We start from the raw sequence: 18,841 nt of genomic DNA on the forward strand, positions 1-18,841 counted from the left end.
GCTCCTTGGTGATGGTGACAGGGTGCCGTCGGGTGTGCGTCAGGGTGTGCTGATCGGCACGCCTACGGGGGACTGCGAGGGAACGACGGCTTCGGCCCGGCGCGACCGCCAGGCGGCGGCGAGCAGCGCTGCTGCCGCGAGGAGGAGAACGCCGGGAACGACCCAGCGCCAGAACCGATGCTCGGCCTGGGCCGACGTGTAGTCGCCCAGAGTGCTGGCGGTGGACGCGACGTACGCCGGGTCCACCGTCCAGGTGTTGCCCGGCAGGGTGAACGTCCGAACGGTGTCCAGTCCACCCCCGGAAATCGTGTCGACGACGCGACGATCGTCGGTGGCATCGATCAGCCGACCGTCGACGGCGTAGGCGGTCACCTGCCCGCGCAGCGATTCAGTCAGCGCGAACGGCCCGGGGTTGCGTTCGGCCACGACACCGACGGGCAGGCGCCCACCGTTCAGCAGGGCCAGTTCGCTGAGACTGGCGGTGCGTTTGATGTCCGAAGGCGTGGCGTCACTGCGCAGGACCTTCGCGGTGACGCCGTTGTGCACGGTGGTGCCCGCGTCCATGACCGTGACCTCGGACGGGTGGCCGTCGATCACCATGCGCACGGTGGTTCCGAGCAGTTCGGCGGTACCCAGCCGGCTCCCGGACGAGCCAACGATCGGTGCCGATGCAGGCAGGCTGACGCTCGGCGTACGCACCCCGATCATCAGCGCGGCGGCGACCAGGGCACAGCCGGCAGCGGCCGCCGCCTTGATCCGGCGGCTCGCAGCGGCACCCGGGCGGTAGGCCTGCGGCCAGAAGATGATCAGCAGCATGGGTACGACGTACGCCAGCCATGCGAGCAACTCCACCAACCGCGGGTCGGCCGGGATCCCGAGCACCCCGGTGAGTACGGCGCCCCGCACCGACCCGGTCGGTGCCAGCCAGGCGAGGTCGAGAGTGCGCTGTTGTCCGGCGTTCAGCCACCCGGCCTCGTGGGCGGTGCGTAGTGCCGACACGAGCAGGCCGGCCGCGACGAGTACCAGGAACACGCTGGTGTACTTGAAGAACTTGGCCAGGTTCAGCTTCACGCCGCCGGTGTAGAGCCCGTAGCCCAGGACGACGGCCGCCGCGATCCCGAGCACGGCACCGGCGGCGGCGAACCAGGTGCTGCTCGCGGCGGAGAACGTCGCCAGCAGGAAAACGGAGGTTTCGAACCCCTCCTTGAGGACCGCGAGGAAGGCCATCAACACCAGCGCCCGAGAGGTCCCCGAGGCCAGGGCGGTGCTGGCGGCGGTTTCCAACTCCCGTTTCATCCCGCGAGCGTGTTTGGCCATCCACAGGATCATCGTGGTGACCAGGACCACGGCGATCGCGTTGATGATCGACTCCATGCCCTCCTGCGCGGCTTGGGGAAGGCTGCTTTCGATCACACTGAGGACGACGCCGACCAGGATGCTGAGGGCGACCGCGGCGCCGACCCCGATCCACATGGGCCGCAACGGCTGGCCGTTGCGCTTGAGGAAGGTGGCCACGATGCTGACGATGAGCGCCGCCTCGAGCCCCTCGCGGAGCCCGATGATGAACGTTGCCAGCACGACGACCCGACTCCTACCCGTTCTTCTTCTGAGGGTTACCTAACCGATCTGAGGTTAGCCGTACCTGACTACGACGTCCAATAGGGGTCGCGAGCGCGGCGGAGTTGGTCCGAAGGCATCGGACGAGGGATGCTGGGGCCGTGAATGACGCGGCCCCCTCCACGTTGCTGGAGTCGTTGGTCGGCCTGCGTCGCACCATCGCAGAGGCCCGCCTGCCGTTGCAGATCGACGGGGTCCAGGAGGCGCGTCGCGAGACCGAGGAACTCACCGCTCAACTCGACGATTACTTGATTCCCCGCGCGAGTGCGCTGGATGCGCCGCTGCTGGCCGTCGTCGGCGGCTCCACCGGTGCCGGTAAGTCGACGCTGGTCAACTCGATCCTTGGGCACCAGGTCGCCGCGGCCGGGGTGCTTCGGCCCACGACCAGGGCGTCGACGCTGATCCATCACCCCGGTGACGTCGAGTGGTTTGCCGGGACCCGGGTGCTCCCGGGCCTGGCGCGCATGACCGGGGGATCGCCCGAATCGGCCGATCCGCGGACCGTGCGCCTGGTTGCTGACGATTCGCTGCCGCAAGGACTGGCGATCCTGGACGCGCCGGACATCGACTCGGTGGTCGAGGCCAACCGTGATCTGGCTCGGCAATTGCTGGGTGCAGCGGATTTGTGGATCTTCGTGACCACCGCTGCCCGCTACGCCGACGCAGTGCCGTGGCAGTTGCTGCATCAGGCCGTCGCACGTGGCACGTCGGTTGCGGTCGTGCTCAACCGGGTCCCGCACGGAGCGATGGCAGAGGTGCGCGCCGATCTGGCCGGAATGTTGCGTGACAACGGGCTGGGTCAGTCGCCGATCTTCGCGGTCGGAGAAGTGCCGTTGGTCGATGGCCTGCTGCCCGTCACCGAGATCTCCCGGATCCAGAGTTGGCTGCAGTCGCTGGCAGCGGACGCCTTCGCCCGCAACGTGGTGATCCGACGAACCCTGGACGGCGCACTGGACTCACTCAGCGGCCGGGTCGACCGGCTGGATGCAGCCCTCGGCGCCCAGGAGGCAGCCACGGCGAGTTTGCGCGGGGCGGTCGACACGGCGTACGACGCGGCCTTGACGCAGGTCGGTGAGGGGATGCGGGACGGCACGCTGCTGCGTGGCGAGGTGCTCGCGCGCTGGCAGGAGTTCGTCGGCACCGGTGAGTTGCTGCGGCAACTCGATGCTGGAGTCGGTCGGATGCGTGACCGGATCGGTGGATTCCTGCGGGGGGAGTCGACTCCAGCTACCACCGAGCAGTTGGGCGAGGCATTGCAGGACGGGGTGGCTGCCTTGATCCTTGCGGGCGGAAGCACCGCTCCCGCCACCGCCGTCCGTGCGTGGCGGCTGATCCCTGGCGGCTCGGCCCTGGCTGACGCCAACCCTGCCCTGGCACGACCTTCCGAGCAGTTCAGCCCTGCGGCGCAGCGGTTGGTGCGCGACTGGCAGCACGGCCTGCTGGAACTGGTGCGATCGCAGGCCGGCAACAAGCGCATGACCGCCCGGTTCCTGGCCTTCGGTGTCAACGGCATCGCTGTCCTGTTGATGTTGGTCACGTTCTCGGCCACCGCCGGGCTGACCGGCGCCGAGGTGGGAATCGCCGGTGGTTCCGCCGTGGTCGCCCAGCGGTTGTTGGAAGCGGTCTTCGGCGACCAAGCGGTCCGCAACCTGTCGGAGATGGCGCGACGGGATCTGCTGGAGCGCGTGGAGGCTCTTTACGACAGCGAGGCGGCCCGGCTCAACGCCGTCGTCCAGGACGAGGACATCACGACCGTGCGACACGACCTCACCGCAGCGACCAAGGCGGTGCAAGCAAGCCGATGAGTACCACTACACAACTGAACCGGTCCGGTGTTGCCGCGATCGACGACAGCGAGCTTCGCGGACGGGGTGACGCGCTGCGCACGGCAGTCACCGCGAGCGCGGGCATTCTGCCCGACGCCGATCTCGAGGCCGCGCGCAAAGCGCTCGACAAAGTCGGACAACGTACGGCGATCGGCGGCTCCCACACCGTCGTCGCGCTCGCCGGAGCGACCGGGAGCGGCAAGTCGTCGCTGTTCAACGCCCTTGCGGCAGAGCCGGTTTCGCGGATCGGTGCCCGACGCCCGACAACGTCCCGGCCCACCGCCGCCGTGTGGGGCCAAGATCCTGCCGGGCCGTTGCTGGACTGGCTGGGCGTCGCTGCGCGCCATCAGGTGCCGGCTGACGACCGCTTCGCAGAACTGCTCGACGGCCTCGTGCTGCTGGACCTACCGGACTTCGACTCGCGGGTGCCGGCCCACCGCCGCGAAGCCGACAGGGTGCTCGAGCGGGCGGACGTCTTCGTGTGGGTGACCGACCCGCAGAAGTACGCCGATGCGCTGTTGCACGACGAATACGTGCGCACGCTGGCGGCGCGACGGGCGCGCACGTTGGCCGTGCTGAACCAGGTTGACCGCCTCGACATCGATAACGCCGCCGCGTGCGCCGAAGACCTCAGCCGGTTGTTGGCCGCGGACGGTATCGGCTCCGTCGAGGTTGTGCAGACCTCGGCCGTCGACGGCCGGGGTGTCGATGACCTGGCTGCCCGGATCGGGGCGGTGGTCCAAGAGCACAATGCGGCCGAGCGCCGGTTGGTCGGGGATCTGGCCAGTGCGGCGACGCGGCTGCAGCCGTTGGTCGGATCGGCAGAACCCGAACTGTCCCGGGGCAGTTCGGAGTTGGTGGCGGCCTTGTCCAAAGCGGCGGGCGTACCCGCGGTGGTGGACGCGGTTCGTCGAGACTACCGACGTGAGGCCAGCAAGTCCGGCGGTTGGCCGCTGACCCGCTGGGCTGCGCGGGTGCGGCGCTCGCCGTTGGACCGGCTGCACCTGCAGGATGTCGTCTCCGAACGGATCGGTCGCTCCGAAGCCAAGCGTCTGTTGGGGCGTACCTCCCTGCCGGAACCGACCGCGGCCGCCAAAGCCGAGGTCGATCTGGCGGCCCGTCACCTGGTCGATGAGGCGAGTGCGGGTCTGCCTGCGGTGTGGGCGGAGCGAATCGCCGACGTCGCAGATCCCCGTTCCGCCGATCTGCGTGACGCACTGGACCAAGCGGTACTGGCGACCGACATCAGCGCACGGCGGCCGCGCTGGTGGAGTGTGGTGTCGGCGATTCAGTGGGTGGCCTTCGCGGCTCTGGTCGCCGGTGCGCTGTGGCTGCTCGCGGCGGGAGTCCTTGGCCTGCTCAACCTGAGCATCGGCGTACCTCGATGGTTCGGGGTGCCGGCGCCGTTCTGGTTGGCCGGTGGGGGAGCGCTCGTCGGGGTTCTCACGGCTGCGCTGTCGCGCTGGTTGGCCGGTCTCGGAGCCCGGCGCCGGGCCGCGACGATCAACCGTCGCCTCGGTGCGGCGATCGACCAGGTCGCGCAGGAGCAGGTCCTGGCCCCGGTACGCGAGGTCCTCGATACCCATCGCACGGTGCGCGAGAACCTGGCCCGGGCCGCGCACGAATAGCCCCGCCGCGGGCTTTTCCACAGGCTGCCGCGCGTTATCCACACAACGCGGCATCGCTCTGGTTCGGCGAAGCGCGCACCCGCAGGCTGGTTCCCATCGCGCGCACCGGCGCGCATCAGAGGGGAGTCTGCAATGTATGAGACAACAGTGACGCTGTGTGGCCGCCTGGTCGCCGACCCGGAACTGCGCCAAACCAGCAAGGGCAACCTCGCGACCATGCGGGTTGCCGTCAACGAGCGCAAGCGGGAGTCCGGTGGAGGTTACTCGGACGGGAAGTCCAGCTTCTACTCGGTGTCCGCCTGGGGTGAACTGGGCGGTGAGGTCATGGACTGCCTGAGCAAGGGCAATCGCGTGGTGGTTCACGGCATTTTGCGGGTGAACGGTTATCAGTCCGACGGCCGCAATCTCGAGCGGGTCGAAGTGACCGCGGAGAACATCGGGCCGGACCTGCGGTTCGGTACGGCGTACTACCGGCCCCGTCCGCGGGGTAGCCGTGGCACCGACCACGCTGCGCCGTCGTCGGTCGAGGCCGGTCCGGGGTCCTGGACCGGTCGGCAGCCCAGCGCGCCGCCGACCCAAGAGGAGGAATACACCGGCCCGTACGACGTGGTCGACGACTCCGCGGAGCGGACGGAGACGCTGGAACCGGAGAGCATCGGCGCCTGAAGAGGGGGCCTCCGGGCGGCCGTGCGCCGCCCGGGGGATCCCGATACGCGATCTGGGGTCGCGGCCGATTCTCGATTGGGAGTCCGGTTGGGCGCCCGATAACCTTTGCGGCATGGCCGAGTTCATCTACACCATGACCAAGGCGCGTAAGGCCGTTGGCGACAAGCTGATCCTTGACGACGTCAGCATGTCGTTCTACCCGGGCGCCAAGATCGGCGTCGTGGGGCCGAACGGTGCCGGTAAGTCCACGATCCTGAAGATCATGGCGGGTCTGGACCAGCCGTCCAACGGAGAAGCGCGACTCAGCCCCGGATACTCGGTGGGCATCCTGCTGCAGGAGCCGCCGTTGAACGAGGAGAAGGACGTTCGCGGCAACGTGGAGGAGGGCCTGGGTCAGATCAAGGACGACCTGGACCGCTTCAACGAGATCTCCACTCTGATGGAAGATCCGAACGCCGACTTCGATGCGTTGCTGGCCGAGATGGGCACCCTGCAGGAGAAGATCGACGCCGCCGACGCGTGGGAGTTGGACTCGCAGATCGAGCAAGCGATGGACGCTTTGCAGTGCCCGCCGGGGGATGCCGATGTGACGGTGCTGTCCGGTGGTGAGCGCCGCCGCGTGGCCCTGGCCAAGTTGCTGCTGTCGAAGCCGGACCTGTTGCTGTTGGACGAACCGACCAACCACCTCGACGCAGAGTCGGTGAACTGGCTCGAGCAGCACCTGGCTGCCTACCCGGGCACCGTCCTGGCGGTGACCCACGACCGGTACTTCCTGGACAACGTGGCGCAGTGGATCGCGGAAGTCGACCGCGGGCGCCTTTACCCCTACGAAGGCAACTACTCGACGTACCTGCAGAAGAAGGAAGAACGCCTTCAGGTGCAGGGCAAGAAGGACGCCAAACTGGCCAAGCGGCTGCGCGATGAGTTGGAGTGGGTGCGCTCCAACGCCAAGGCCCGCCAGACCAAGAGCAAGGCCCGGCTGGCCCGGTATGAGGAGATGGCCGCTGAAGCCGACCGGACCCGCAAGTTGGACTTCGAGGAGATCCAGATCCCGCCGGGCCCGCGGCTGGGTGCCCAGGTCATCGAGGTTTCCGACCTGAGCAAGGGCTTCGGTGAACGGGAACTGATCGAGGGGTTGTCCTTCACCCTGCCCCGTAACGGCATCGTGGGAGTGATCGGTCCGAACGGTGTCGGTAAGACGACGCTGTTCAAGACGATTGTCGGCCTGGAACAGCCGGATTCCGGCTCCGTCAAGGTCGGTGAGACGGTTCAGATCAGCTACGTCGACCAGAACCGCTCCGGTATCGACCCGGACAAGTCGCTGTGGGAGGTCGTGTCCGACGGCCTCGACCACATCGTTGTCGGAAAGGTCGAGATCCCCTCTCGCGCCTACGTTTCGCAGTTCGGGTTCAAAGGCCCGGACCAGCAGAAGAAGGCGGGTGTGCTGTCCGGTGGCGAGCGCAACCGGCTCAATCTGGCGCTCACGTTGAAGCAGGGCGGCAACCTGTTGCTGCTGGACGAGCCGACCAACGACCTGGACGTCGAGACCCTCGGATCGCTGGAGAACGCGCTGCTGGCGTTTCCGGGGTGTGCGGTCGTGATCAGCCACGACCGGTGGTTCCTGGACCGCGTGGCCACGCACATCCTGGCCTACGAAGGTACCGACGAGGACCCCTCGAAGTGGTACTGGTTCGAGGGCAACTTCGCGGCGTACGAGGAGAACAAGATCGAGCGGTTGGGTCCTGATGCGGCCCGTCCGCATCGGGTGACCCACCGCAGGTTGACCCGCGACTAGCGCGGCGACGCCCCGTGAAGGGGAGGTTGTCGACGGAGCGTTAGCGGCTGTGGCTCAGGTGTCGTAACGGCTCTTGGTCGTGTCCTGCTTGACCCGGACCATGCCTTCTTGAGCGACGGTGCACGCCAGGGTGCCGTCCTGGGCGAAGATCTTGCCGATCCCGAGGCCCCGGCCACCGGAGGCGGACGGCGACTCCTGGGTGTACAGCACCCACTCATCGATCCGCGCGGGCCGATGGAACCACATCGAGTGGTCAAGGCTCGCCGGACGCAGTCGTTTGTCCGCCCACACCAGGCCGTGTCGACGCAGCACCGGCTCGAGCAGCGTGTAGTCGCTGGCGTACGCCAGAACAGCGGCATGGATCAGCGGGTCGTCGGGTAGCGGGGCGACCGCCTTCATCCACACGTTCTGACCGGCGTAGTGCTGGCGGCCGGGTTTGAAGTACAGCGCGCCCTCGACGGTGCGCACATCCACGGCCCGGTTGATCCAGTGGTCGACCGCCGGATGCATACCGGCCAGACCCTCGAGCTCCTCCTTGGCGGTCCACACCCGTTCCGGGTCAGGCACCGCCGGCATCGCTGCCTGGTGGTCCAGACCCTCCGCCGGTTCTTGGAACGACAACGTGCCGGACAGGATGGTCTGACCGCCTTGAAGGGCGTGGACCCGCCGCTGGGAGAAGGAGTTTCCGTCCCGCAGGTTCTCCACGGCGAAGTTGATCGGCGCCGCCGAGTCGCCCGGTCGGATGAAGTAGGCGTGCAGGCTGTGGATCCGACGCTCCGGGAGTCCGGCACCGCGCACACTCAACCCACCAGCCATCACGGTCTGGGCCAGCACCTGACCGCCGAAGGCACGCCGCTGCGGCGTGGGCTGGCTGGTGCCGACGAAGAGTTCCATGTCACGTTGTGACTGATCACTGAACGCGCCGGTGGTATCACTGACCTCCAGCGACCAACTGCCGGCCGGTTGGAGGTCGAGCACCTCGAGCAACTGTCCGAAGGTGTCCGCCGCGCCCGGGGCGGCGTCGTCGGAGGGCGGTAACGAACTCACAGTCGCTGACTCTATCCAGGTCGCGGATGCCGCTTTGCAAGGATGGGGGCATGCCCGACTCGCCGACCGTCGTGACCGTTGACCTGCGCTGGTCGGATCTGGATGCGTTGCGGCACGTCAACAACGTCCAGTTCCTCAGATTGCTCGAGGAAGCGCGGATCAAGGGATTCCATGAGTGGTTCGGTCCGGTACGCCGCTCCAACGGTCTGCTGGTCGCCCATGCCTCGATCGACTATCTGGACCAACTGCACTTCCGTGGTCAGGCGGTGGCGGTGCACCTGTGGGTCTCCCGGGTGGCGGGTGCGTCCTTCGACACCAGTTATGAGCTGTACGACTCGCCAGAGCCGGACGCCCGCTTGTGTGCCCGCGCGCTGACGACCCAGGTCGCCTTCGACATGACCGATCAGAAACCGGTGCGCATCCCGGATGACCTGCGGGCCGTGCTGAGCGCGCACAGTGCCCCGCCGGTGACGATGAAACGGCGCGGCTCGTGAGCAGTCTGCGCCTGGCCGACCAGGAGACCTGGGCGGACCTGAGCACGTACGTCGCCCGCGCCCGTCGCCTGGAGGAGGACGGCGCGATCCGCCTTCTGGCCTCCGGTACGGCGCTCGCAGCCTGGGTGGGAGTCGTCAAGGGGCGTGGTCTGCTGGGTGAGGGGACGACCGTGGGTCTGCGTGTCCTCGAACTGGCCGAACCGGCGAATCTCGATGTGGTGGTGAGCCTTTCGGCAGTCGCGGACCGGTTGGCCAGGCACAGCGACGATCACCGATTGCCGATCCCGCCGATGACGGTGCAGACGACATGGGCGGCCGTTTCGCCGCCGCGCAGCGGATGGCGCCCGGTGACCCAGGTCCCCATCGAGACGCTGCGTCGCACGGCCACCGACGGTCTTGAGGCGTTGGCGGTCTCAGCCCGGGAGCCGCTGAGCGCCGTACGCCAGGAGACGGAACGCCAGCGCGTGTGGTCCGCGAGCATCCCTCTACCCGCAGCCGCCGACGGCTTGAGCGCCAGTGTCGCACTCGGTGCGCACGCGCTGGGCTTCCTCGTCGGCGACGAGGCGACGGTCTACACGGCCGGCCGGTGGTACCGACTGACCACCCCGGCCGGCCACGTCCTGGTGCGTTGACGGAGTCGACCGGCTCGGCCTCCCGGCCGATCACAGCCGGAATTGTCTGTGCCCTGGTGGGATTCACCAGTTCCTTCGTGGTGATCCTGACCGGTTTGACCGCGGTGGGTGCCAGCCCGCGTGAGGCTGCCAGCGGTCTGCTCTCCGTGAGCGTCACGATGGGTGCTGGGTCGATCCTGCTGGCGTCGTGGACACGCATCCCCATCACGGTCGCCTGGTCGACGCCGGGCGCGGCGCTGCTGGCCGCGACGGGTGTCGTCGCCGGTGGGTGGCCGGCAGCCGTCGGTGCGTTCCTGCTCACCGGCGCGCTGATCGTGCTGACCGGTTTGGTGTCGCGGCTGGGTGCGCTGATCGCCGCGATACCGACCGCCATCGCCCAGGCGATGCTGGCCGGGATTCTCTTCCAGCTGTGCCTTGGTCCGGTGACCGGGATGGCCAAGGATCCGCTGGCCGTCGCGCCGGTCGTCGTCGTGTGGTTGCTCGCCCTGCGATTCTCGCCGCGCTGGGCCTCCCCGCTGGCGTTCTGCGCCGCAGCGGTGGTGATCGCGGTGCACCTGGCCCGGAGCAGCACCTCGATCCGCACCGACCAGTTGCTGCCCCACGTCGTCGTGACCACGCCGACGCTGACCTTCGGGGCAGTGATCGGGATCGCCTTGCCGCTGTACGTGGTGACGATGGCATCCCAGAACGTCCCTGGCGTTGCGGTGATGAAAGGGCTTGGCTACCAAGTGCCCTGGCGGCGCTCGATGCTCGTCACCGGCGCCGGGACGGTGCTGGGTGCACCCGCCGGCGGCCATGCGATCAACCTCGCCGCGATCAGCGCCGCACTCGCCGCCGGACCGGAGGCCGGACCCGATCGATTCCGTCGCTGGATCGCCAGCGTGACCTCCGGGGTGGTCGTGATCGGTCTGGGCCTGGCCGCCGGTGCGTTCGGTCAACTGGTGGTGCTGGCGCCGGCGGGAGTGATCGCCGCGGTTGCCGGCCTGGCGTTGATGTCGACCCTGGCCAGCAGTCTCACCGCCGCGATGGCGACGCCGGAGAACCACCTACCTGCGGTGCTCACCTTCGTCACCGCGGCATCCGGCATCGCTGTCGCCGGTGTGAGTGCCGCGTTCTGGGCGTTGATCGTCGGCCTGATCGCCCGGGCAGTCCTGCAACGGCCGAGCAGCGCCGCCTGATTCAGGACGTACGCCGCAGCCAGACGGCCGTGTCCGGTGCGACCTGGGTGCCGTCCCCATCGGGGTCGGAGTCCACCAGCACCTCGTGCCCTGGCGGGATCGTCACCGATGCGGCGGACAGGTTCGCCAGCATCGTGGTCTGCTCACCCGTCGTGCCGCGGATCGTGAAGCTCAGCACGTCCGGGTCGACGTCCGCCCAGGTCAACGAGCCGCCACCGATCCCGCGATCGCGACGCTCGGTCAGCAGCCTGCGGTAGAGCTCGAGCGAGGAGGCCGCGACGCCGACCTGCTGATCGACGGCAAGGTCGGCGAACTCGGTCGGCTGCGGGAGCCAGGTGCGGCCGGTGTCGTTGAATCCGTAGGCAGGAGAGTCCTTTTCCCAGGTCATCGGGATCCGGCAGCCATCTCGGCCCAACTCCGCACCCGCCGTACGAGCGAAGGTGGGATCCTGCCGGACCTCGTCCGGCAGGGCAGTGTGCTCGGGCAGCCCGAGTTCCTCGCCCTGGTAGATGTAGGCGCCGCCGGGCAACGCGAGCATGATCGTCGAGGCGGCACGCGCCCGCCGTGCCCCGAGCTCTTGATCGGGTTGGGTGTCGTCCGCGCCGATCCCGTTCGGACGGGCGGTGCCGACCGGCAGACCCAGTCTGCTGGCGTGCCGGACGACGTCGTGGTTCGACAGCACCCACGTCGTGGGCGCGCCCACGGCGTCGTCAGCCGCCAGGGACGCGGCGATGGTCGCGCGCAGTGAGTCGGCCTGCCACGGCGCGTTCAGATAGTCGAAGTTGAACGCCTGATGGAACTCATCGGGGCGAACATAACGCGCCAGCCGCTCCGGCGGATCGACCCACGCCTCGGCGCACATCACCCGGTCCCGTGCCGAGTCGTAGCCTTCGGCATCCCGCGGGTTGTACCCGTCCAGGACCGCCCGCCACGACCGGTAGATCTCGTGCACGCCGTCCTGGTCCCACATCGGTGGTCGCTGGGTGGGGTCGGGCAGGTCGAGCATGTTCATCGGGCCCGACCAGTCCGGCAGTCCCTTCGCCTTGACGAGCCCGTGCGCAACGTCGACGCGGAAACCGTCCACTCCGCGGTCCAGCCAGAACCGCAGGATGTCTTCGAATTCGCTTCGTACCTGGGGATTTTCCCAGTTCAGGTCCGGTTGTTTGACGTCGAACAGGTGCAGGTACCACTGACCGGGGCGGCCATCGGCTTCGCGGATCCGGGTCCAGGCGCCGCCGCCGAAGACGCTGCTCCAATCGTTCGGCGGCAGGGCCCCGTCGGCGCCGTCACCATCGCGGAAGATGTACCGGTCACGCTCGAGTGACCCCGGCCCGGCTGCGAGAGCCGCCTGGAACCACGCGTGCTCATCGGAGGTGTGGTTGGGCACCAGGTCGACGATCACCCGCAGACCCAACTGGTGGGCCCGTGCGATGAGCGCATCGGCGTCGGACAGCGAACCGAAGACCGGATCGATATCGCGGTAGTCGGCGACGTCGTACCCGGCATCCGCCTGTGGTGAGACATAGAACGGCGAGAGCCACACCGCGTCGACGCCCAACTCCGCAAGGTAGGGCAGGCGGGCCGTGATACCCGGCAGGTCGCCGACTCCGTCACCGTTGCCGTCCGCCCAGGAGCGGGGATAGATCTGGTAGATGACTGCGTCGCGCCACCACGGCGTCGGGTTGGTCAAGGCTGGGTCTCCTGCTTGTCGTCGAGGGTGTTCACCAAGGAGTACGCCGCGCGGGTGAGATAGTCGCGCAGGATCAGGTCGTGCGTGGGGTCCAGTTCGAGACTGTCGACCGCGCTCATCATGTGCACCAGCCACCGATCGCGCATGTCCGGTGTGACGGCGAACGGCATGTGCCGCATGCGCAGACGGGGATGCCCGCGTTCCTGGGAGTAGGTCGTCGGACCGCCCCAGTACTGCTCAAGGAACATTCGCAGCCGACGCTCCGCCGGTTCGAGATCCTCCTCGGGATACAACGCACGCAGCGGTTCGTCGGAGCGCACACCCTGGTAGAAGGCGGCGACCAACTTCCGGAAGGTCTCAGCGCCGCCGACCTGGTCATAGAACGTGTCCGTCACAGCTCCAGTCTCCTTGGGCATCCGGGTCACGTCCCGGCCGGGGGTGGGACTGCACCGGTCGCTGGCGGCGTGGCCGCCATCACGATCCCGGCGTTGTCCATGGCGACCTTGACCCGGGCGCGGAACTCGCGGGCCGCAGGCAGTTGCTGGCCCGGCAGGCAGGACAGGATCGTGGTGAGCGTGACCGCCCCACCGGCGACCGAGTCGACGCCGACGACGTCCGGTTCGTCGACCAGGACTGCGTTCCATTTGTCGTCAGCGGCGAAGTCCGTCGCAACCGTTCGCAGGACACCCAGGGCTTTCTCGACGTCCTGGTCGTATCGGATCGGGACATCGACCCGGGTGCTGGCCCAGCCCTGGGACTTGTTCCCCAACCGCAGGATCTCCCCGTTGCGGACGTACCACACGACCCCCTGGGCGTCACGGATCCGGGTGATCCGCAGCGTGACCTCCTCGACGGTGCCGATCGCCTGCCCGGTGTCGATGACGTCACCCACGCCGTACTGGTCCTCGATGATCATGCTGATGCCGGACAGGTAGTCCTTGACCAGGCTCTGGGCGCCGAAACCGAGGGCTACGCCGCCGACGCCGGCGGTCGTGACCAGGGGCGCCAACGGCACCCCGAGCATCGCCATGATGGTCAGCGCGATCACCACGGCCGTGACGACGGTGGTGATCGACTTGAGCAAGGCGCCGACGGTCAGCGCTCGCTGTTTGCGTCGTTCGGTCTCCAACTCATCGGCAGGACGGATGATCCGCTGGCCGGTGGGGCTGCCGCGGCGCTCCTGGTTGCGCTGCATCACCCGCACCCCGCGATTGATCGCCCGGAAGATCAGCCAGCGGACGGCGAGCCCGAAGACGATGACGATGGCAATGAGCAGTGGGGTGCCAAGCAGCCACTCGCGAACCGACTGCGTACCGTTCTCATCGCCGTCGAGGTGCCAGAGCCAGTCCAAGACGTGCATGGCATCCATCTTGGGCCCTGGGCTCTGACAAACTTGCATCATGCCGGCCGATTCCACCGCCACTGACCCGCGACCTTCTGCGACGCTGCTGGAACTGGCCGGTGTTTTCGGGGTTGCGACCGAGTATCACGATTGGACCGGCAACCATGTGCAGGTCAGCGCCGACACCATCCGGGCCGTGCTGACGGCACTCGGCGTCGTCGTGGACGACGATGACTCCGCCCGAGCGGCACTGGAGGATCACGCGACCGCCGCGTGGCGTCGTACGTTGCCGCCAGTGGTCGTCGCCCGCGAGGGGTGGACGCCGACTGTCCTGATCCATCTGCCGCACGGGCAGGAGTTCACCGCTGCGGTGCGACTCGAGGACGGCACCACGGTCTCGGCACCCGCGGTGGAGCACCTCGTGCAGCCGCGCCCGATCGATGGAGTTCTCACCGGGGAGGCCGCGGTGGCTCTGCCCGGCGATCTGCCCATCGGCTATCACCTGCTGGAGGTGAGCATCGCTGGGGGGCGCCCCCAGACCGCCGAAGTGATCGTGGCGCCGAACACCCTCGAGCTGCCCGATTCCCTGGCCCAGCAACGAGCCTGGGGTCTGGCCGCTCAGGTGTATTCGGTGCGTTCGGAGCGTTCGTGGGGTCTCGGCGACGCAGCGGACCTGGCGGAGTTGGGCACGTGGGCGGCCGGTAACGGTGCTGATTTCGTGCTGGTGAATCCTGTGCACGCTGCGGAACCGATTGCCCCGATGGAGCCGTCGCCCTATCTGCCGACGTCACGCCGGTTCGTCAACCCGATCTACATCCGGGTCGAGGAAGTGGCCGACATCGGCTACCTCGGTGCCGCTGAGCGCCAGCTGATCGAATGGCATGCGGATGACGCGCGCCGGCTCAACGAGTTCGACTTCCTGGACCGTGACGCAGCCTGGGGAGCCAAACGTGCTGCCCTGCGCGCACTGCATCGCGGCCAGCGCAGCGGGCGGCACTCCCGGGACTTCGCGGCGTTCTGCGCGCGCGAGGGCCAACCGCTGACCGACTTCGCGACGTGGTGCGCGCTCGCCGAGAAGTACGGTCTACCGGCCGACCAGTGGCCCACGCAGATGCAGGACCCCCGCAGCGACGCTGTCGCTGACGCTCGCACGCAGTTGGCCGAAGAGGTCGACTTCCACTGCTGGTTGCAGTGGGTGGTGCAGGACCAGCTGGCCAGTGCGCACCGTGAGGCCAAGGCGGCGGGGATGCGGGTCGGGGTCGTCCACGACATCGCGGTGGGCGTGCATCCCAACGGCGCGGAGGTGTGGGCCGGTCCGGAGCTCTTCGCCGCCGGTGTATCCGTGGGCGCCCCACCGGACGACTACAACCAACTCGGCCAGGACTGGAGTCAACCGCCGTGGCGCCCAGATCGTCTCGAGCAGGAGGCCTACCGGCCGCTGCGTGACATGTTGCGCACCACCCTCGCCATGGCCGGTGGCTTGCGTATCGACCACATCCTCGGTCTGTTCCGACTGTGGTGGATTCCGCGGGGGATGAAGCCGACCGAGGGCACCTACGTGCGCTACGACCACGAGGCGATGATCAGCGTCCTGGTCCTCGAAGCGCACCGGGCGGGGGCCGTTGTGGTGGGGGAGGATCTGGGCACCGTCGCACCCAACGTGCGCGACTACCTCACCGACAGAGGCTTGTTGGGTACGTCGGTGCTTTGGTTCGAGCGGCAACAAGACGGCCGCACCCCGCGGCCGCCGTCTTCGTACCGACGGCTGGCGCTCGCCACGGTGACCGTGCACGATCTGCCACCGACGGCCGGCTACCTGCAAGGTGAGCACCTGCAGGTGCGCCGCCGGCTGGGTCTGTTGACCCGCGACTGGTCGCAGGAGGTCGCCGAGGACAGTGCGCAGCGGGACGCCATGGTCACGGCGCTGCGTGAAGCAGGGCTGCTCGGCCAGGACGCCTCGATCAAGGACATCGTCGAGGCGCTCTACGTCTTCCTGGCCGCGGCCCCGAGCCGGTTGCTGGGCGTATCGGTCAACGACCTGGTCGGCGACGTGCGCACGATCAACCAACCCGGCACCAACGATGAGTACCCGAACTGGCGGCTGCCGATCAGCGGTCCGGATCGCACGCCGTTGCTGCTCGGCGACATCATGCGATCACGACGCGGTAAGAAACTGCTGCAGAAGGTCAACGGCGCCGTGCGCGCCGGCGAACCGGACTGAGCGGGCTCACGAGGTCCGTGTGGGCGGTCAGTGCGCTGACGCGTCGTACCGCTGCGCGGTCAGCGCGCGCTCCAGACCGTCACGGTGGTCGGCGACCGCCCGGCGAGCTCCGGCAGACGCCTGAGGATGCGCACTGAGCCAAGCGTTCGTCGCGTCCAACAACTCCTGATCGGCCAGCGAGGCTGGGAAGGACAACGAGGTGATCGCTTGAGCGATCGCGAACGTCCTTGCCTTCCAAATGTTTTCGAGCTCGTCGAAGTACGGCTCGACAAACGGTCGCAGAAGCTGCGGGTCGTGCGGCGTGCTGAACCCGAGGGCGATGGCGTTGATGGTCTGGTTGGGAACACTGGAGTCGTTGATCAGCGTGTCCCAGGCGGCGCGCTTTGCCTCGGAGGTGGGGATGGACGCCCGGGCCCGGGCCGCTCGCTCGTGCCCGGTCGAGGACGGGTCCCGGTCGAGCTCGGCGACGATCTGCTCCTCGCCGGCGGCTCCGGTCGAGCACAAACCGGTGAGCAGGGTCCACCGCATCTCGGTGTCGACCGCCAGGCCCGGCAGCTGCGCGGTCCCGTCCAGCAGCGCGCGGAGCCAGGAAACGTCATCCGGGTCGGTTGCCGCGGCCGCAAACGCGCTGACCAGTTGCAGTTGCGCATCGCTACCGGGGGGTGCCTGCTGGGCAGCGGCGCGCAGGTCGCGGGCGATCTGGGCGTCGACCTGCGCGCGATGATCGGGCGCGACGAAGAACCGGGCGGTGTGGGTCATCTGCCGCAACACGGTGCGCAGCATCATCGAACTCATTGGATCGGTGATGCTCGCCAGCACCATGGTGACGAAATCGCGACCGGACATGGCGGCATCCCGGGTCATGTCCCAGCAGGCGCCCAGCACGACCGCTTGGGCCAGAGAGTCCTTCAGCGACAACGGATTTGCGACCACAGTCTTCAGCGACCGCTCATCCAGCCGTGTCTTGGTGTAACCCAGGTCCTCGTCGTTGACCAGCAACAGGTCGGCTTGCGGTTGGCCGACCAGGTCGGTGACGACGCTCCGCGGGCCGTCCACATCAAGGCGCACCTGGAATCGCTGGTGCAGGGTGCCGTCGATCAGATCGAAGAGGCCCACCGCGATCGCCTGCGGGCGCAAGGTCGGGTGCTCCGGCGGCGCGGTCTGCTCCAGGACGACCTCCTGGTAGCGGCCCTCCGCGTCGAGCGTGACGATCGGGGTGAGCGTATTGACGCCGGCGGTCTGCAGCCACAGTGCACTCCAGGCCCGCAGATCACGGCCCGAGGTGGCCTCGAGCTCGGTGAGCAGATCGTCCAGTCGCGTGTTGCCGAAGGCATGCTTGCGGAAGTAATTGCGCAGTCCCGCAACGAAATTGTCCCGCCCGACGTAGGCCACCAGTTGTTTGAGCACCGAGGCGCCCTTGGCGTAGGTGATGCCGTCGAAGTTGCTCTCCACCGCTTCCAGATCGGGGATCTCCGCCACGATCGGATGGGTCGAGGCCAACTGATCCTGGTTGTAGGCCCACGCCTTGTCGGCGACCGCGAACGAAGTCCAGACCGCCGACCACTGGGTGGCCTCCGCGGCGCAGGTCGTCGCAGACCACTCGGCGAAAGACTCGTTCAACCACAGGTCGTCCCACCAGCGCATGGTCACCAGGTCGCCGAACCACATGTGTGCCATCTCGTGCAGGATCGTCTGCGCCCTGGCCTCGACGATGGCCTCGGTGACTGCTCCGCGGAAGACGTAGGCCTCTGCAAAAGTGACGCAACCGGCGTTCTCCATCGCCCCCGCGTTGAACTCCGGAACCAGGATCTGGTCGTACTTCGCGAACGGGTAGGGATAGTCGAACATGTCCTCGTAGTAAGCGAATCCGCGGCGAGTGACATCGAAGATGTTGTCGGCGTCGAGGTACTGGGCCAGGGACTTGCGACAGCCAACGGCCAACGGCAGCTCGCCGTTGCGGGTCTGCGCCGTCGAGCGCACCAGGTGGTAAGGGCCGGCCACCAGAGCGGTGACGTACGACGACAGGCGCGGTGTCGGCTCGAACCGCCAGACCGCGACGGGTTCGGTCTCCCCGGCCGGGTTCAGATAGCTGCCCTCGGCGGGCTCGGGCTTCGGGGTCGGCTGATTGGACAGCACCTCCCAGCGGGCGGGCGCAGTGACGGTGAAGGCGAACGTCGCCTTCAGATCCGGTTGCTCGAAGACGGCGAACATCCGGCGAGCGTCGGCGACCTCGAACTGGGTGTAGAGGTAAACCTCCTGGTCGGCGGGATCCACGAACCGATGCAGTCCCTCGCCGGTGTTCATGAAGCGACCAGTGGCGCGGACCTCCACCACGTTGTCGACACCCAGCTGCGGAAGCTCGATCCGCGATCCGTCGTAAACCGCTGCAGGGGATAGGGATTCACCGTTGAGTAGCACGGATTCGACCGACTGCCCGATGAAGTCCAGGAAGGTTGTCGCCCCGGGCTGCGAGCAGCGGAACGCGATCGTCGACTGCGTCGAGAAGACCTCGGCGCTCTGGGTGACGTCAACGTGGATGTCGTAGTTCACGACGTCCAGGAGCAGTGATCGAGCGTTGGCCTCGGCATGGGTCAGGTTGGTCCCCGGCATGCTGATCATCTTTACACGCAGTGCGGCTGCCTGGACCTTCCGCTCCGGTGGTGCGGTCAACCGAGGTGGTGGGGCACGATGGGGCGGTGACTACC

The 18,841-nt window shown here is 67.9% G+C and carries 14 protein-coding genes; 8 read left to right on the forward strand and 6 right to left on the reverse strand.

The window, feature by feature from the left end; translation table 11 throughout:
- Positions 1 to 39: 39 nt before the first annotated feature.
- Positions 40 to 1,578, reverse strand: coding sequence for an iron uptake transporter permease EfeU (efeU, locus tag DR843_RS03370; protein WP_109684104.1), 1,539 nt, complete (start codon positions 1,576 to 1,578; stop codon positions 40 to 42).
- A gap of 140 nt (positions 1,579 to 1,718) precedes the next feature.
- Here efeU and DR843_RS03375 point away from each other — a divergent pair, with 140 nt between their 5' ends.
- From DR843_RS03375 to ettA, 4 genes are all read left to right on the forward strand, one after another.
- A complete protein-coding gene (locus tag DR843_RS03375) occupies positions 1,719 to 3,422 on the forward strand; it encodes a dynamin family protein (RefSeq protein WP_109684105.1) in 1,704 nt (567 codons plus the stop codon).
- Positions 3,419 to 5,071, forward strand: a complete 1,653-nt coding sequence (locus tag DR843_RS03380) for a GTPase (RefSeq protein ID WP_109684106.1) — start codon at positions 3,419 to 3,421, stop codon at positions 5,069 to 5,071. The genes DR843_RS03375 and DR843_RS03380 overlap by 4 nt, the downstream gene beginning before the upstream one ends.
- 132 nt (positions 5,072 to 5,203) lie before the next feature.
- Positions 5,204 to 5,737, forward strand: a complete 534-nt coding sequence (locus DR843_RS03385) for a single-stranded DNA-binding protein (protein ID WP_109684107.1) — start codon at positions 5,204 to 5,206, stop codon at positions 5,735 to 5,737.
- 112 nt (positions 5,738 to 5,849) lie between these two features.
- Positions 5,850 to 7,532 (forward strand): energy-dependent translational throttle protein EttA, encoded by a 1,683-nt coding sequence (gene ettA, locus DR843_RS03390; protein WP_109684108.1) that lies wholly within the window; start codon positions 5,850 to 5,852, stop codon positions 7,530 to 7,532.
- A 54-nt stretch (positions 7,533 to 7,586) separates the two neighbouring features.
- Here ettA and DR843_RS03395 read toward each other — a convergent pair whose 3' ends face one another.
- Positions 7,587 to 8,579: an acyl-CoA thioesterase gene (locus DR843_RS03395; RefSeq protein WP_109684109.1), complete on the reverse strand. Its 993-nt coding sequence runs from the start codon at positions 8,577 to 8,579 to the stop codon at positions 7,587 to 7,589.
- 50 nt (positions 8,580 to 8,629) lie between these two features.
- On the opposite strand from DR843_RS03395, the gene DR843_RS03400 reads away from it, so the two are divergent.
- The 3 genes from DR843_RS03400 to DR843_RS03410 are packed head-to-tail and all read left to right on the forward strand — an operon-like array spanning position 8,630 to position 10,883.
- On the forward strand, positions 8,630 to 9,073 hold the full coding sequence (locus DR843_RS03400) for an acyl-CoA thioesterase (protein WP_109684110.1): 444 nt from the start codon (positions 8,630 to 8,632) through the stop codon (positions 9,071 to 9,073).
- Positions 9,070 to 9,705: a DUF8185 domain-containing protein gene (locus DR843_RS03405; protein WP_109684111.1), complete on the forward strand. Its 636-nt coding sequence runs from the start codon at positions 9,070 to 9,072 to the stop codon at positions 9,703 to 9,705. Before DR843_RS03400 ends, DR843_RS03405 begins: the two co-directional genes overlap by 4 nt.
- A 56-nt stretch (positions 9,706 to 9,761) precedes the next feature.
- The gene (locus tag DR843_RS03410; RefSeq protein ID WP_245933967.1) at positions 9,762 to 10,883 is read left to right on the forward strand and encodes a benzoate/H(+) symporter BenE family transporter; all 1,122 of its coding nucleotides are present in this window, start codon (positions 9,762 to 9,764) and stop codon (positions 10,881 to 10,883) included.
- A gap of 1 nt (position 10,884) precedes the next feature.
- Here the strand turns inward: DR843_RS03410 and DR843_RS03415 are convergent, their stop codons facing one another.
- The 3 genes from DR843_RS03415 to DR843_RS03425 are packed head-to-tail and all read right to left on the reverse strand — an operon-like array spanning position 10,885 to position 13,933.
- Positions 10,885 to 12,573: a glycoside hydrolase family 13 protein gene (locus tag DR843_RS03415; protein WP_109684113.1), complete on the reverse strand. Its 1,689-nt coding sequence runs from the start codon at positions 12,571 to 12,573 to the stop codon at positions 10,885 to 10,887.
- Positions 12,570 to 12,989, reverse strand: a complete 420-nt coding sequence (locus DR843_RS03420; protein ID WP_109684114.1) for a globin — start codon at positions 12,987 to 12,989, stop codon at positions 12,570 to 12,572. The genes DR843_RS03415 and DR843_RS03420 overlap by 4 nt, the downstream gene beginning before the upstream one ends.
- A gap of 5 nt (positions 12,990 to 12,994) precedes the next feature.
- A complete protein-coding gene (locus DR843_RS03425; protein WP_109688377.1) occupies positions 12,995 to 13,933 on the reverse strand; it encodes a mechanosensitive ion channel family protein in 939 nt (312 codons plus the stop codon).
- A gap of 40 nt (positions 13,934 to 13,973) precedes the next feature.
- Here DR843_RS03425 and malQ point away from each other — a divergent pair, with 40 nt between their 5' ends.
- Positions 13,974 to 16,136, forward strand: coding sequence for a 4-alpha-glucanotransferase (gene malQ, locus DR843_RS03430; RefSeq protein ID WP_109684115.1), 2,163 nt, complete (start codon positions 13,974 to 13,976; stop codon positions 16,134 to 16,136).
- 27 nt (positions 16,137 to 16,163) lie between these two features.
- Here malQ and pepN read toward each other — a convergent pair whose 3' ends face one another.
- Positions 16,164 to 18,746, reverse strand: coding sequence for an aminopeptidase N (gene pepN / locus DR843_RS03435; RefSeq protein WP_109688379.1), 2,583 nt, complete (start codon positions 18,744 to 18,746; stop codon positions 16,164 to 16,166).
- Between the last annotated feature and the right edge of the window lie 95 nt (positions 18,747 to 18,841).

Origin of the sequence: Branchiibius hedensis, from assembly GCF_900108585.1 — a bacterium.
GTDB classification, from domain to species: Bacteria; Actinomycetota; Actinomycetes; order Actinomycetales; family Dermatophilaceae; genus Branchiibius; species Branchiibius hedensis.

Coding starts and splice junctions, on each gene's coding strand:
- DR843_RS03380 (WP_109684106.1), top strand. CDS start 3,419: ATGAGTACCACTACACAACTGAACCGGTCCGGTGTTGCCGCGATCGAC.
- DR843_RS03385 (WP_109684107.1), top strand. CDS start 5,204: ATGTATGAGACAACAGTGACGCTGTGTGGCCGCCTGGTCGCCGACCCG.
- ettA (WP_109684108.1), top strand. CDS start 5,850: ATGGCCGAGTTCATCTACACCATGACCAAGGCGCGTAAGGCCGTTGGC.
- DR843_RS03400 (WP_109684110.1), top strand. CDS start 8,630: ATGCCCGACTCGCCGACCGTCGTGACCGTTGACCTGCGCTGGTCGGAT.
- DR843_RS03420 (WP_109684114.1), bottom strand. CDS start 12,989: ATGCCCAAGGAGACTGGAGCTGTGACGGACACGTTCTATGACCAGGTC.
- DR843_RS03425 (WP_109688377.1), bottom strand. CDS start 13,933: ATGCACGTCTTGGACTGGCTCTGGCACCTCGACGGCGATGAGAACGGT.
- malQ (WP_109684115.1), top strand. CDS start 13,974: ATGCCGGCCGATTCCACCGCCACTGACCCGCGACCTTCTGCGACGCTG.
- pepN (WP_109688379.1), bottom strand. CDS start 18,746: ATGCCGGGGACCAACCTGACCCATGCCGAGGCCAACGCTCGATCACTG.